The organism is Nitrospirillum guaranorum, from assembly GCF_034653275.1.
In the GTDB taxonomy this organism is placed as follows: Bacteria; Pseudomonadota; Alphaproteobacteria; order Azospirillales; family Azospirillaceae; genus Nitrospirillum.
The window spans coordinates 1,196,055-1,210,760 of record NZ_JAYEES010000003.1; the positions used below are offsets into that span (position 1 = coordinate 1,196,055).

At 68.0% G+C, this 14,706-nt stretch carries 12 protein-coding genes; 2 read left to right on the plus strand and 10 right to left on the minus strand.

Annotated features, from left to right (window positions below; translation table 11 throughout):
- The first annotated feature begins 49 nt into the window (after positions 1–49).
- A complete protein-coding gene (locus tag UAJ10_RS14385) occupies positions 50–2,212 on the plus strand; it encodes a thioredoxin family protein (RefSeq protein WP_322915981.1) in 2,163 nt (720 codons plus the stop codon).
- Positions 2,213–2,286: 74 nt separating this feature from the next.
- Here UAJ10_RS14385 and UAJ10_RS14390 read toward each other — a convergent pair whose 3' ends face one another.
- From UAJ10_RS14390 to UAJ10_RS14410, 5 genes are all read right to left on the minus strand, one after another.
- Entirely contained in the window at positions 2,287–2,826 is a 540-nt protein-coding gene (locus UAJ10_RS14390) for a GNAT family N-acetyltransferase (RefSeq protein ID WP_322915982.1), read from the minus strand.
- Positions 2,823–3,098, minus strand: a complete 276-nt coding sequence (locus tag UAJ10_RS14395; protein ID WP_145749942.1) for a type II toxin-antitoxin system TacA family antitoxin — start codon at positions 3,096–3,098, stop codon at positions 2,823–2,825. The genes UAJ10_RS14390 and UAJ10_RS14395 overlap by 4 nt, the downstream gene beginning before the upstream one ends.
- Before the next feature lie 119 nt (positions 3,099–3,217).
- Positions 3,218–5,161 carry a hypothetical protein gene (locus UAJ10_RS14400; protein ID WP_322915983.1) on the minus strand — a complete coding sequence of 648 codons (1,944 nt, stop codon included), beginning with the start codon at positions 5,159–5,161 and terminating at the stop codon, positions 3,218–3,220.
- A gap of 94 nt (positions 5,162–5,255) precedes the next feature.
- Positions 5,256–5,939, minus strand: coding sequence for a 2OG-Fe(II) oxygenase family protein (locus tag UAJ10_RS14405; RefSeq protein WP_322915984.1), 684 nt, complete (start codon positions 5,937–5,939; stop codon positions 5,256–5,258).
- A 211-nt stretch (positions 5,940–6,150) separates the two neighbouring features.
- The gene (locus tag UAJ10_RS14410; RefSeq protein ID WP_322915985.1) at positions 6,151–7,062 is read right to left on the minus strand and encodes a mitochondrial fission ELM1 family protein; all 912 of its coding nucleotides are present in this window, start codon (positions 7,060–7,062) and stop codon (positions 6,151–6,153) included.
- Between the two features lie 231 nt (positions 7,063–7,293).
- Between UAJ10_RS14410 and UAJ10_RS14415 the strand changes: the two genes are divergently transcribed.
- A complete protein-coding gene (locus tag UAJ10_RS14415; protein ID WP_145749938.1) occupies positions 7,294–7,809 on the plus strand; it encodes an Lrp/AsnC family transcriptional regulator in 516 nt (171 codons plus the stop codon).
- 134 nt (positions 7,810–7,943) lie between these two features.
- Here UAJ10_RS14415 and greA read toward each other — a convergent pair whose 3' ends face one another.
- The 5 genes from greA to carA form a co-directional block, all read right to left on the minus strand.
- Positions 7,944–8,417, minus strand: a complete 474-nt coding sequence (gene greA, locus UAJ10_RS14420; RefSeq protein WP_322915986.1) for a transcription elongation factor GreA — start codon at positions 8,415–8,417, stop codon at positions 7,944–7,946.
- 158 nt (positions 8,418–8,575) lie between these two features.
- The gene (carB, locus tag UAJ10_RS14425; protein ID WP_322915987.1) at positions 8,576–11,869 is read right to left on the minus strand and encodes a carbamoyl-phosphate synthase large subunit; all 3,294 of its coding nucleotides are present in this window, start codon (positions 11,867–11,869) and stop codon (positions 8,576–8,578) included.
- Positions 11,870–12,115: 246 nt separating this feature from the next.
- Positions 12,116–12,739 (minus strand): hypothetical protein, encoded by a 624-nt coding sequence (locus UAJ10_RS14430; protein WP_322915988.1) that lies wholly within the window; start codon positions 12,737–12,739, stop codon positions 12,116–12,118.
- Positions 12,740–12,857: 118 nt separating this feature from the next.
- Positions 12,858–13,190, minus strand: a complete 333-nt coding sequence (locus UAJ10_RS14435) for a hypothetical protein (protein WP_040849171.1) — start codon at positions 13,188–13,190, stop codon at positions 12,858–12,860.
- 151 nt (positions 13,191–13,341) lie between these two features.
- Positions 13,342–14,508, minus strand: a complete 1,167-nt coding sequence (gene carA / locus UAJ10_RS14440; protein ID WP_322915989.1) for a glutamine-hydrolyzing carbamoyl-phosphate synthase small subunit — start codon at positions 14,506–14,508, stop codon at positions 13,342–13,344.
- Positions 14,509–14,706: the final 198 nt, after the last annotated feature.

Sequence of the window (14,706 nt, forward strand, 5' to 3'; positions counted from 1 at the left end):
CATGGCGGCGGCCGCCCTCATGCACTACATGAGGGGGATGGGTTTGCGGATGAACTACGGAACGGCGGCGGCGGTTATGGGCGGTTTCAGGAAATGGGCGGTGGGTCTGGTGGCGCTCGCCGGCTTGGCGGCCTCTCCCGCATGGTCCGCCCCGGTGCAGACCGAGCACACCGTCAGCCAGCTGGTGGCCGAGGGCCCCGCCGTTCCCGGCCGGCCGCTGTGGGTGGCGCTGGACCAGAAGCTGCAGGACGGCTGGCACACCTATTGGATCAATCCCGGCGACTCGGGCCTGCCGACGGAGGTCAACTGGACCCTGCCGGCGGGCTGGAGGGCCGGCCCGCTGAACTTCCCGGCCCCCCATCGTTTCACCACCGGCCCGCTGGTCAACTACGGTTATGAAAAGGCCACCCACGTCCTGGCCCGCCTGGATGTGCCGGCCGACGCCAAGCCGGGTGGTACCGTCACCCTGACCGCCGCCGCCAACTGGCTGATCTGCGCCGACGTCTGCGTGCCCGAGGATGCCACCCTGACCCTGGACGTGCCGGTCGCCGCCAGCGCCACCCCTGACCCGGCCGCGGCACCCCTGTTCGCGGAGGCGCGTGCGGCTCTGCCGGTGCCCAGCCCTTACGCCGCCAGCGTCAGCAGCACCAAGACCGCCGTCACCCTGCGCCTGGCCGCACCCGGCCTGACCGCGGACCAGGTCAAGGACGCCTATTTCTTCGCCGAGAACCCCGACCTGGTGGAGGCCGGCGCGCCGCAGCAGCTGGCGGTCACCAAGGACGGCCTGACCCTGACCCTGAAGCCCACCGGTCGCGCCACGCCCGGCCCGGTGAACGGCATCCTGGAGGTGACGGAACTGGTGAACGGCCAGCCCACCACCCAGGCGCTGGCCATCGCCATCCCCGCCGATGGCGTGGGGGCCGCGCCAGCCGGCGGGGGGGCTGCGGCGGACACCGGCAACGCGCCCGTCCTGCCCCTGTGGCAGGCGGTGCTGTTCGCCTGCCTGGGGGGCATGGTCCTGAACCTGATGCCCTGTGTCTTCCCCGTGCTGTCTATGAAGGCCATGGCCCTGGTGCGCCATCAGGGCGCCCATGCCCGCCTGCACGGCCTGGTCTACACCGCCGGCGTGCTGGCCTGCTTCGCCGCCATCGCCATCGTGCTGATGGCCCTGCGCGCCGGCGGGCAGGAGATCGGCTGGGGCTTCCAGTTGCAGTCGCCCCTGGTGGTGGCCGTCCTGGCTTACGTCATGCTGCTGCTGGGCCTCAGCATGTCCGGCGTCTTCACCGTGGGCGACCAGTTCATGGGCGCCGGCCAGGGGCTGACCCAGGGCGATGGTTACGCCGCCTCCTTCTTCACCGGCGTGCTGGCCTCCGTCGTCGCCACGCCGTGCACCGCGCCCTTCATGGGGGCGGCCGTGGGCTACGCCCTGGTCCAGCCCTGGTATGTGGCGCTGGCCGTCTTCCTGGCCCTGGGCTTCGGCATGGCCTTGCCCTTCCTGGCGCTGGCCTGCAGCCCCTGGCTGCTGCGCCACTTGCCCAAGCCGGGGGCCTGGATGGAGCGCCTGAAGCAGGTGCTGGCCTTCCCCTTGTACGGTTCCGCCGCCTGGCTGGTCTGGGTGTTCGCGGTGCAGGTGGGGGCGCCCGGCATGACCGGCATCCTGGTCGGCCTGGTGCTGGTGGGCTTCGCCGCCTGGCTCTATGGCGTCACGCATTATGCCGAGGGTTGGGGCCGGCGCGGGGGCGCCCTGGCGGCCCTGGCGGCCCTGGTGCTGGCGGTAGCGGCCGTGGTGCCGCAGGCCGGTGGTGCCGCCGCCCCGGCGGCGGCCGGCAAGGCTGTGGCCATGACCGACGGGTTCGAGGCCTTTTCCCCCGCCACCTTGGACAAGCTGCGCGCCGACAACCGCCCGGTGCTGGTGGACTTCACCGCCGCCTGGTGCATCACCTGCCTGGTGAACGAGCGCGTGGCCCTGTCCAGCGACACGGTGCACCAAGCGCTGAAGAGCCACAACGTGGCCCTGTTGAAGGGCGACTGGACCAACCGGGACGCCGGGATCACCCGCGTGCTGCAGGCCCATGGCCGCAGCGGCGTGCCCCTGTACCTGTTCTACCGTCCCGGCCAGGCCGAGCCGGACGTCTGGCCGCAGATCCTGACCGAGGCCCAGGTGCTGGAGGCGGTGGGCAGCCTGCCCAGGCAGAGCGCGAGCGCGCAGTAAAAGAGGAAAACACCAGCGCCCAGTAAGGGGCGTAGGCTTGCCGGTCCCGAGAACCAGGCGGCCCCGCGCCTCTCCTACAAAGGGGGCAGTCCGGCGGCGACGCGGGCTTTATTATATTCCGCGTAGGACATGACGAGGGAAAGCGGCCGGTCGTCGAGCGGCAGGGCGCCATAACGGGCATACCACGCGGCTGCCGCTGCGTCCTTGGCGTCAATCAGCAGGGCGGTGCCGCCCACCTGGGCCGAAACACGCATGCAGCGTTCCATCGCACATGCCAGCAGGTGGCCGCCCAGGCTGCGGCCCTGATGGGTCTTGGCCACGGCCAAGCGCGCCAGCCGGAAGCCGCCCAGCGCATGACGGCCCCCGCCGCCCGGCCTTGCGGCAAGGGGGACCTGATGCAAATCCACTTGGCCCGGGCTGATGGTGTAGAAGCCGAGAATGGTCTTTCCGTCGGCCGCCTCAATCGCGCAATAGGTCTTCGCCGCTCCGCTCTCATGCGATTGGCGAGCATATTGGGCGATGAAGAGATTGAGGTCCGCCTGTCCGCAGTCAAAGCCCTTGCGGTCGTGCTTCTTGTCGATGGCCTCTTCGCGCCACGCAGGAAGCGCGATCACGTGGCCTGCCGGTCCTTTAGGATGGCCACCATATGCGGGTTGGGCTCACGCGGATTGTCCAGAAGGTCCAGTATCTTCCGGGTATCACGCTCCGACAGCGCGATCCGTTCCGCGCGTTCGATCACCAAGTCCGCCGCGCGCAGCGAATTGCGGAGCAGGAAATCCTTGAGGGTGGTGTGCTCCAGCGTGGCCGCCCGGACGAGGCGCGCCTTCTCCAGCGGTGGAATATCCATCGAGAACCGACCGTTGTCGTCAACGCTTGCTCGGGGCATGGCCGTCCTTCCTCACCATGATCACCGTTTGTATCACAAGGGGAAGGTAACCGGCAATCCAATGCGCTTTGAAAGCGCATTGGATTTGGCCAGGGGGCATGCCACTCGGTCGCCGGCCCTTAAAACCCGAACATGTGGTCCAGCGCGAAGGCGCCCTGGGCGCCGTCGCGGATCAGGCCGTGATAGCCGAACAGGCGGCAGGTGGTGTCGCGGATCAGGACGTAGGCGTCGCGGCCAGCCTGTTTGATCTCACCGCTGGTGAAGGTCTGGCCCACGCGGAAGTGGAAGCTGCCGGAGCAGGCGATGGTGACCGTGCGGCGGGCGATCTCCTCCCCGTCCTTGGTCATCAGGATCAGGGCGGTGTTGGAGCGGGCGTTCCAGGGGGTGCTGGCCGGGTAGATCAGGTGGCACAGCGTGTCCACGTCGGCCGCCATGCCGGTGCGCAGGAATAGACGGGTGGACAGGCCCGGCGCCCGGCCGGAATAGGACTGCGGCTCGTTTTTGTACGTCAGCACCGTGTTGAAGATATGGGCGCCGAAGCTGGTTTCGGCGGCATGGCCGCTGACGCCGTCCTCATAGCGGAACAGGGCGTGCAGCCAGCCGTCGGCGTCGTTCTCACCGGCGGCGAAGTCGTAGATCAGCTCCAGGTGACCATAGCCAGAGGGCAGGCTCTTGCCGTCCAGGATGTCGGCCGCCTCGAACACCGTCTCATGGTTCCGGGGCAGACGGCCCAGGTCGCGGCGCGCCATTTCCGTCCCGTCGGCGTCATAGACGATGGCGGTCAGCGGCAGGTGGTTTTGCGTGGTGCCCATGGGCGTGGGCAGGGCGATGGTGCGGAAGCGGCCGGCGGGGAAGATGGGGGCGGGCAGGATGAAGCCCTTGCCCATCAGGTTGGTCAGGGTGGCCAGCTTGGGGTCCGGCTTCAGGTCCACGCGCTCCACGTTCGGGTGGGCGATGCGGTGGCGCGTCCCGCCGGCGGCATCGGTGCGGATGACCTCATAGCGCGGACGGACGAAGTGCTTGCCGGCGCGGATTTCCACCTGCTGCGGCCAGCGGGCGTCGGGCAGCAGGCTGGCCAGGTCCAGGGCGTAGGTGGCGTAGGGGGGCACCTCCCGGTCCAGGGCCACGGCCGTGTCGTGGCCCATCAGGTTCAGCGCCACGGCGCCGGCGGGAATGGGGCAGGGGTGGCTGTTCTGCACCCACAGGATCACGCGCTCATCCGCGCGCGGGGCGGGCAGGCCGGCGTAGAAGTCCGACGGCCAGGCGTTGGCGTCATGGGTGCAGGACAGGGTGTCGGCGGCGTCGCCATAGGTGTCCAGCGCGTACTTCACCACGTCGTGCCCGGCGGCGCCCACCACATGGATGAACAGCTGCCCGGTGAACTCCGGCAGGTCGAATTCCTTGCGCACGGCCGCGCTGTCGATGACCACGGTGCCGTCGGCGCCCGGCAGTTCCTGCGTCCAGCGCGCCAGCACCTGGCCATCCTCCCCGAACAGGCAGAGCCACAGGTAGGGCTCGGCGGCGCCGTAGCTGGACCAGTAGTTGGCCGTGACCACCCGGGTGTGATGGCCGGCGCCATCGCGGAAGAAGGCGTAGTTGGTGGCGAAGTTCAGGGGCGCCAGATAGGTGCGGCGGTCAGTCAGCAGGTCGGCCGGCAGCTTCAGCGGGTCCAGGGAATAGACCTTGGCGCCGGCGGGGATCAGGTGCCGGATATGGGCCACCAGGCGGTCGGCGTCGAAGGCCGCCACGAACACGGCGTCCACGGCGGTATCGGCCAGGGCGGTCACCGGCTGGGCTGGCCGGCCCAGCAGCGGCTGGCCGATCTTGTCCACGTTCTGGGCGTAGACCGCCGCCACGTCGACCGATCCCCCGGGGCCGGTGAGGTGATGGATCTCGTCGAACGGCTCCAGCATGTTCAGCGGGTCGTAGATCGCGACCCGCCCCGCCGCCCGCAGATCGGCCAACAGCGCCTTGGCCGGCTCCGCCGCCAGCGGGTGGCCAATGGCCTTGAAATAGCTGCTGCCGCCAGTGACGTTGCTGAAGGTTTCGATCTTGAGGGGCATGACGGGTCCAAATGACGGGGAGACCGCCGGCCTTGGACCGGCCGGCGGTGACGCATCAGGGCGTTATACGGGCAGACGCGCCGTTTTCACAGATTCAGCGGAAGGGGTTCAGGCGCTTCATCTTGGCCGACAGGGCGTGGCGGAACTGTTCCCGCTTCACCACGCCGTCATCCTGCACCCAGTTCAACTGGATGACGCGGCGCGGGCCGACGAAGCTGGTGTGGCCGTGCCAGGCGGTGGGGCCGTTCAGGAAGGCCAGCAGCGTGCCCTCGGCCGGCGGGATCTCGGTGACCGCGTTGTCCAGGCTCTCCGGCCCGCGCAGCAGGCGCAGGCGCCCGTCCGACGTTTCCCACGAGGGGTTCATGTAGAGCAGGACGGTGATGATCTTGCTCTTGCTGTCCACGTGGATCTGGCCGTCCTGGGCCTTGGCCCGCCCGCGCACCGTCACCATGGTGGGGTGGTCGGTCAGGTCGACGCCGAACTTCTCCTCGAACGCCGCCGTCATGGCCGGGCCCTGGATTTCCTTCAGCAGGGCGGCGAAGGCCGGGCCGTAGCTCAGCTCGCGCGCGGGGAAACTGCCGGCCTGCTCGATCTCGGGGAAATCGCGGTGGATGGCCTCGCGCGCTTCCGCCCGCACGAAACCGGGGATGATCAGATGGGCGAAGGGGTCGTGGGACAGGGGCGTGGCGCGGAAGGCGTCCAGGTCGATGGCGCGGCCCGGATCCGTCGCCAGCGGGGCGCCAGACGCGGGGGAGGAGGGGACGGTGGTGCCGATCATGGTCCTGCTTCTTCTAAGGCTGGCGCTTGATGGGACGCCGGGGCTGAATCGTACTTTAGAACCATTCTTGCTGAGACTGGTTCGCAAATACTTCACCCCAGATGGGGCGGCGGCGCATCGGGGTCAATGCTGGGTCCGTGCGATTGGCCCACCCCAGCAACGGACGGGCCCACCATAGCACAGGCCGCGCCCCCGCGCGCTGTCGGGGGCGTCAGCGCCGGGCGGCCATGCGCCGCAGCACCTCGGCCGCCACGCGCGGGGTGTCGTCCAGGGGCGTGGGCGTCCAATTCTCCACCACGCCGGTGAAGGGGCGGGTGACGCCGCGCTCCACCATCAGCTGGTGGAAGCGGTCGAACTTGGCCGACTTGCCCTCCAGGGCGATGACATAGACGGGTTTGCCGGTGCTGGCCGCCTCCGACACCATGGACACGCTGTCGCCGGTGCACAGGACGGCGTCGGCCAGGCCCAGGTAGCCGAAATAGGGGTTGGCGCCGGCACCGTCCCAGACCACGGCCGGTAATCCCTGCAGGTGCTGGCGCAGCACGGCCTCGTTCTCCGGCCCCGTGCGGCGCGAGGGCGTGACCATGAGGCCGATGCCCTGGCGCGCCAGCGTGGCCAGCCGGTTGGCCAACTGCGCGGTCACCGCCGGCGTCAGGTGGTAGACGCCGTTGGACCCGCCCACCAGCACGGCCACGCGCGGGCGGGGCAGGTGGTCCAGCTCGGGCGCGAATTTTGCTGCCTCATCCGCCAGGCGCGCCGCCGTCACCCGGTGCAAGGCGCCCAGGCTCTCCATCACGTTGGGACCGGCCTTACGGTCATGGGCCGGCATGATCACCAGATCCAACCAGCCGAAAGGCACGCTGGGGTTCTGGATATGGACACAGAACGTGCGCCCGCCGCTGCGCCGGCGGATGGCCAGGGCCGCGCCCACCGCCTGCCGGCCGGAGGTGATCAGCAGGTCTGGCCAGGGCGGCGCCAGGGTATCGGAGTCGGGGGTAAGGCCGTGGTCGAGGCTCAGCGGCAGGTAAGGGCTGAGCTGGCGCCAAGGTGTCTTAAGGTGGATGCGTTTGACCACCGGGGTGGCGCCCACGGCCTCCGCCAGGCCCAGGCACTGGTTTTCCATGCCGGCCTTGCCATCGGATAAAACCCAGCAGGTGGGCGGGCTTGCGGGCTGTGGAGTGGGGACGGCAGCGGGGGCCGCCGGGGGGCTCTGGGCGTTCATGGCGCCAGTGTAGCGCGCCACACCAAAGGATGGGACCGTTTCGCGCGCAACAATCTTTCTTGCCTGGGGGCGACGGGCAATCTATGTAATATCCTTTCAACCCCACCCCTCCCGGGAGCACAAGACAATACCATGCGGCGGGTCAAACTCGACCGAATTGATCGGCGTATCCTGCGCGACTTGCAGGCGGACGGCCGAATGACCAACGTGGAACTCGCCCGGCGGGCCGGCATCTCTGCGCCCCCCTGCCTGCGGCGCGTCCGCGCGCTGGAAGAGGCGGGCTTCATCCGGGGCTACCATGCGGACATCAACCCCGAGGCCTTGGGCTTCGGCGTCACCGTGTTCGCGCAGGTGGGCCTGTCTTCCCAGGCGGAAGCGGACCTGAAGAAGTTCGAAGGCATGGTCAACAGCTGGCCCGAGGTTCGGGAATGCAGCATGCTGGCCGGCGAAACCGACTTCCTGCTGAAGATCGTGGCCGCGGACTGGGACAGCTATCAGCGCTTCCTGACGACCAAGCTGACCGCAGCCCCCAACGTCAGCCACGTGAAGTCGGCCCTGGCCATCCGCCAGTCCAAGTACACCCCCGGCGTTCCCATCGACGTCGACGTGGGCCCCGAGGTGCTGGAGGACGACGAGGACGGGGAATAGGCGCTTTCGCGGCGGCTGCGGTCGCGGCCTACAGCGGCACGCGTGCCGCTGTGGCACGTGAAGACGTAAAAGAAAGGCCCCCGCCGGACCATCCAGCGGGGGCCTTTCTTTTGATGCCCTGGGTCGCCGCCGCCTCAGCGGAAGGCGATCTCCACGATCTCGTAGCTCTTGGAGCCGCCGGGCGTGGTCACCTCGACATTGTCGCCGACATGCTTGCCGATCAGCGCGCGCGCCAGCGGGCTGGTGATTGACAGGAAGCCGTTCTTGATGTCGCTTTCGTCCGCGCCGACGATCTGGTAGGTCGACTCCTCGTCCGTGTCCTCATCCGCCAGGCGGATGGTGGCGCCGAACTTCACGGCGTTGCCGGTCAGCTTGCTGACGTCGATCACCTCGGCACGGCTGATCTTGTCCTCCAGCTCCATGACGCGGCCTTCGATGAAGCTCTGGCGCTCACGGGCGGCGTGGTATTCGGCGTTTTCCGACAGGTCGCCGTGCTCGCGCGCCTCGGCGATGGCCTTGATCACGGCTGGCCGCTCAATGACCTTCAAATGCTTCAGTTCTTCCTGGAGGCGGGTATAGCCCGCAGCCGTCATCGGGATTTTTTCCATAGCCTTCGATATTCCGTTACTCAGAACCCAGGGGTCTTGGCCTGGGGCGAGCCCCGAGGGGCCGCATCGCGACAACGAGAAACCCTCCCGAGGGTGATCTTGATCCCGGGATGGCGGCCGGTCGGCCGTCATCCCCTGGTCGATCGATCACCCGCAGGTTAGTAAGTCCCGCTCAGATAGGACTGAAGCGGCGCAACCTCAAGGCTGCCGGTGCGCAGCGCCGAGATGGCGTCCACGGCGGCGCGGGCCCCCGCGACCGTCGTGTAATAAGGAATGTTATTGACGAGTGCGGTGCGGCGCAAGCTGAAGCTGTCGGAGACGGCTTGAGCGCCCTCGGTGGTGTTGAACACCAGCTGCACCTCACCATCGATCATGGCGTCGACGATGTGCGGCTGGCCTTCCAGCACCTTGTTGATCTGGCTGACCGGGATGCCGGCCGCCGACAGCACCTTGGCGGTACCGCAGGTGGCGACGATCTTGAAGCCCATGTCGACCAGGCGGCGCGCCACCGGAACCAGGGCGGGCTTGTCTCGTTCCCGAACCGAAATGAACACTGTGCCGGTGGTCGGCAGGGTCACGCCGGCGCCCAGCTGGGCCTTGGCGAAGGCCATGGCGAAGTTCGGGTCCAGGCCCATGACCTCACCGGTGGACCGCATCTCCGGCCCCAGCAGGATGTCGACGCCGGGGAAGCGGTTGAAGGGGAACACCGCCTCCTTCACCGCCGTGTGCGGCGGGAAGGCGCCGCCCAGCTTGAAGTCGGTCAGTTTTTCGCCGGCCATGACGCGGGCGGCGATCTTGGCGATGGCCGTGCCGGTGGCCTTGGCGACGAAGGGCACGGTGCGCGAGGCGCGCGGGTTCACTTCCAGGATGTAGATGTCCTGGCCGGCCGGGCCGTTGCCGTCCGGATTCGCCTTGATGGCGAACTGGATGTTCATCAGGCCGACGACGTTTAGGCCGTGGGCCAAAGCCTCGGCCTGGCGCGACAGCTCGTCCACCACCGGCTTGGGCAGGGTGTAGGGGGGCAGGGCGCAGGCGCTGTCGCCGGAGTGGATGCCGGCTTCCTCGATGTGTTCCATCACGCCCGCGACATAGACCTGGGTGCCGTCGCAGACGGCGTCCACGTCCACCTCGATGGCGTCCTGCAGGTAGCTGTCGATCAGCACCGGGTTCTTGCCCGACACCTTCACGGCGTTGCCCATGTAGCGCTTCAGGCCGGCCTGGTCGTGGACGATCTCCATGGCCCGGCCGCCCAGCACATAGGACGGGCGGATGACGACGGGGAAGCCGATCTGGTCGGCCACCTTCTCCGCCTCTTCCAGCGAGCGGGCCAGGCCGTTGGCCGGCTGGCGCAGGTTCAGCTTGTGCAGCAGCTGCTGGAAGCGCTCGCGGTCCTCGGCCAGGTCGATGGCGTCCGGGCTGGTGCCCAGGATGGGGATGCCGGCCTCTTCCAGGTCGCGGGCCAGCTTCAGCGGCGTCTGGCCGCCCAGCTGCACGATGACGCCCAGCACCTCGCCGTTGGCCTGCTCCGTCCGCACCAGCTCGATCACGTCCTCGGCCGTCAGCGGCTCGAAATACAGGCGGTCGGCGGTGTCGTAGTCGGTGGAGACGGTCTCGGGGTTGCAGTTGACCATGATGGTCTCGTAGCCGGCCTCGCGCAGGGCGTAGACGGCATGGACGCAGCAATAGTCGAACTCGATACCCTGGCCGATGCGGTTGGGGCCGCCGCCCAGGATGACGACCTTCTTCTTGTCCGTCGGCTCGGACTCGCACTCGCCGGCCACGCTGCCGTCACCCTCGTACGTGGAATACATGTAGGGCGTCTTGCTGGCGAATTCGGCGGCGCAGGTGTCGATGCGCTTGAACACCGGGCGGATGTTGAAGCCGCGGCGGGCCGCCGCCACGGCGGCCTCGGTGGCGCCGGTCAGGGTGGCCAGGCGGGCGTCGGAGAAGCCCTGGGCCTTCAGCTTGGCGAAATCCCGCTGGGTCAGGGCGGCAAGGCCCCCCTTCTGGACAGCGGCCTTCACCCCGGCCTCGGCCTGGATGACCTCTTCGATCTGGCGCAGGAACCACGGGTCGACACGGCAGGCGGCGTGGATCTCCTCCACCGTCAGGCCGTGGCGGAAGGCCTGGGCGATGACCAGGATGCGGTCGTGCGTGGGCTTGGACAGGGCGGCCCGGATCTTCAGCGGATCGACCACGCCCGTGCCGCCGGTCAGGTCCACCTCGTCGAAGCCGGTCAGGCCGGTTTCCATGGAGCGCAGGGCCTTCTGCACCAATTCGGCGAAGCTGCGGCCGATGGACATGGCCTCGCCCACCGACTTCATCGAGGTCGTCAGCAGGGCGTCGGCGCCGGGGAACTTCTCGAACGCGAAGCGCGGCATCTTGGTGACGACGTAGTCGATCGTCGGTTCGAAGCTGGCGGGCGTGCTGCCGGTGATGTCGTTGTCCAGTTCGTCCAGGGTGTAGCCCACCGCCAGCTTGGCGGCGATCTTGGCGATGGGGAAGCCGGTGGCCTTGGACGCCAGGGCGGACGAGCGGCTGACGCGCGGGTTCATCTCGATGACGACGACGCGGCCGTTCTCCGGGTTCACGGCGAACTGGACGTTGGACCCGCCGGTGTCCACCCCGATCTCGCGCAGCACGGCGATCGAGGCGTTGCGCATCAGCTGATATTCCTTGTCGGTCAGCGTCAGCGCGGGCGCCACGGTGACGCTGTCACCGGTATGGATGCCCATGGGGTCGATGTTCTCGATGGAGCAGATGATGATGCAGTTGTCGCGGCAGTCGCGCACAACCTCCATCTCATACTCCTTCCAGCCCAGGACCGATTCCTCGACCAGCACCTCGCCCACCGGGCTGGCGCGCAGGCCGCCGCGGACGATCTCGATGTACTCCGCCTTGTTGTAGGCGATGCCGCCGCCGGTCCCGGCCAGGGTGAAGCTGGGGCGGATGATGGCGGGCAGGCCGACGTAGGCCAGGGCGTCGGCGGCCTCGGCCTCCGACTTCACCATGCGGGACTTCGGGCTTTCCAAGCCGATCTTGTCCATGGCGTCGCGGAACAGCAGGCGGTCTTCCGCCTTCTCGATCACGTCGGCCTTGGCGCCGATCAGCTTGACCCCCAGCCGATCCAGCGTGCCGTCATGGAACAGCTTCAGCGCCGTGTTCAGCGCCGTCTGGCCGCCCATGGTGGGCAGCAGGGCGTCGGGCCGCTCCTTCTCCAGGATCTTGGCGACGACGGCCGGGGTGATGGGCTCGACGTAGGTGGCGTCGGCCAGGCCCGGGTCGGTCATGATGGTGGCGGGGTTGGAGTTGACCAGGATGACCCGGTACCCCTCTTCCTTCAGCGCCTTGCACGCCTGCACACCGGAATAATCGAATTCGCAAGCCTGGCCGATGATGATCGGGCCGGCGCCGATGATGCAGATGGACTTGATGTCTGTGCGTTTAGGCATGAGGGTCAGCCGCCATTTTTTGAATTCTACCGTCCGGTCAGTCCGGCCCAACCCGAAGGGGGCTCCAGACTCCGGCCACACAAAACAATCCCCCGCCCTGGAATGGTGGCGCGGGGGATTGTTCGGCTGAGCCGCTTATATATAGGTCTGTTGCACCACGGTGAAGCGCTGCATATGGGGTGGGGGGGTGCGCCTACCGCAACCCGCAGGGTCAAACCAGGGCTTGATCCCAGGGAAACCAGGGGCTTAGGGGGCCTTGGGCGCGGAGGCCGAGACCGGGGTGACGCCGTTGGCGGCGGGATTCGGCGCGGCCGGGTCCTTGCCGTAGCCACCGCCGGGTCCGTAGTACCAGGGCAGCAGCACGTCCTGCCGCGCGGTGTAGACGGTGCAGCGGGCCGTGTCCTGCTTGTCGAAGAAATAGACCGTGCCGACCTCGCGCTTGCGGTCGGGGTCCACCAGGTTGATGGCCCAGGTGCCGTAGGCCACGCCCAGCGGGCTCTCCTTGGGGCCGAAGGCGCGATACAGCATGTCGACGCGCTGGATGAAGCGCCCGCGCCGGCAGGCGTCCGACAGGTCGCGCGACACCGTCATCATGCGCGACGCCGGACCGGCGAAGGCATAGACGATGCGCGCCTGGGTGTGGCGCGGCGGCAGGGGCAGGGCCACCGCCGGCGGCGGGCTGGGGTCGTGGGGACCGGCGCCCAGATGCCCCGGCTGAGGCTCCGCCAGCTTCAGCCCGTCATGCGGCGGGGTGGGGCGCACCATCCACTGCGTGGGCGTGGCCGGCGCGGCGGTCTGCGCATGGGCCGGCGCCGCGGCCAGGAGGGCCGTCGCCAGGAACGCCGGAAGCAGGACAGAAGAGATGCGCATCACTTGAGAATACCACCGATCAACCCCGGCTGGGGAGTCGGCACAGCAAGTGATGAAAAAGCTATTAACGGGAATTATTTAAAATTTTACTGACATTCGCTCTTTCGGGTGCGTCCAATCAGCGGGAACGCAGGTAGCGCGTCAGGAAGCCCGCGACCTTCAGGCGCCGCGCCTCGTCCAGGTTGACGAAGTTGATCTTGGCGTCCTTGCCAATAATAGCGGCCACTTGGCCATCGCAGATGAAGGCGACGTTCTCTTTGCTGTCCTTGAAGGCGACCTTCATCTTGAAGCTCGTGCCCTGGCCCAGGCCGGCGGCCCCCGTGGCGGTAAAGCTGTTGGCCGCCATGTTGTTGATGGGATAGGTCTTTGAATTGATGACCACGCTGGCAGCCAGCGCGGGCACCTTCACCTTTTCCACCACATCTTTTTTCAGGAAATCGAACACGCCCATTATTGGCCTCATGCCGCCCGCGAATGATTTTTATAGCAGCGGCGCGAGATTTTTTCGAGAGGTGTCGGATACCCAAAAGGTGAGGGCCGGTGAAGCGCTCTCCACCGGCCCTCCAGGCACGTTCATCAATACTTCGGCCAATATTGCCGCGTCAGCGGGCGGCGATGTTCTCGATGAACCGGTCGAACAGATAATGGCTGTCCTCCGGACCGGGGCTCGCCTCCGGGTGATACTGGACGGAGAACACCGGCTTGTCCTTCAGGCGGATGCCCTCATTGGTGCCGTCGAACAGCGACACGTGCGTCACCTCCACCGTGTCCGGCAGGCTTTCCGGCAGGACGACGAAGCCGTGGTTCTGGCTGGTGATCTCCACCCGGCCGGTGGCCAGGTCCTTCACCGGGTGGTTGGCGCCGCGGTGGCCCTTTTCCATCTTGGTGGTCTGGCCGCCCAGGGCCAGGGCCAGCAGCTGGTGGCCCAGGCAGATGCCGAAGAGGGGCAGGCCGCTGGCCACGATCTGCTGGATCATGGGCACGGCATAGGTGCCGGTGGCGGCCGGGTCGCCGGGGCCGTTGGACAGGAAGACGCCGTCGGGCTTGTGCGCCAGGATGTCCTCGGCCGTGGCGGTGGCGGGCACCACCGTCACGCGGCAGCCGGCGTTGGCCAGGCAGCGCAGGATGTTGCGCTTGGCGCCGAAGTCGACGGCCACCACGTGGTGCTTGGGATCGGTCTGGCGGCCGTAGCCGCCGGCGATGGTCCAGGCGCTCTCATCCCAGGTGAAGGTCTGGCCGCAGGTCACGTCCTTGGCCAGGTCCATGCCCTCCAGCCCGGGCCAGGCCTTGGCCTGCGCCAGCAGGGCGTCCAGGTCGAATTTGCCGTCGGGGGAATGGGCGATGACGCCATTGGGCGCACCGCCGTCGCGGATGCGGCGGGTCAGGGCGCGGGTGTCCAGGCCGCCCAGGCCCACCAGGCCGTGGCTTTTCAGCCAGGCGTCCAGGTTGCGCGTGGCGCGCCAGTTCGACGGCTCGGTGATGTCGACGCGCAGGATCAGGCCCCGGGCCGCCGGGGTCACCGTCTCGATGTCCTCGTCGTTGGTACCGACGTTGCCGATGTGCGGGAAGGTGAAGGTGATGATCTGGCCGGCGTAGGACGGATCGGTCAGGATTTCCTGGTAGCCGGTCATGGAGGTGTTGAAGCAGACCTCGCCTACCGACTGGCCGGCGGCGCCGATGCCCTTGCCCCAGTGGATGCTGCCGTCCGCCAGAACCAGCACGCCGGTGGCGCCCTCAGGCTGCGGGGGGGGGGGGGCGGCTGCGGTCATCGCTTCGTTCCATTCGCTGCGGGGCACTCCCCGGACGGCGTTCGCGGCTGCCGGCCTTGAAGGTGCCCTCTCATCTCATCCGGTTCGACCTTGTGGGCGCGCGCTTGAGCACGGGGCGGGAGCCGCCCCCTGGAGCCTGGGCATGCCGCGAGGGCCGCCCCAATGTCGTCGGAAATTCTTCTGTCACATAGAGAACAC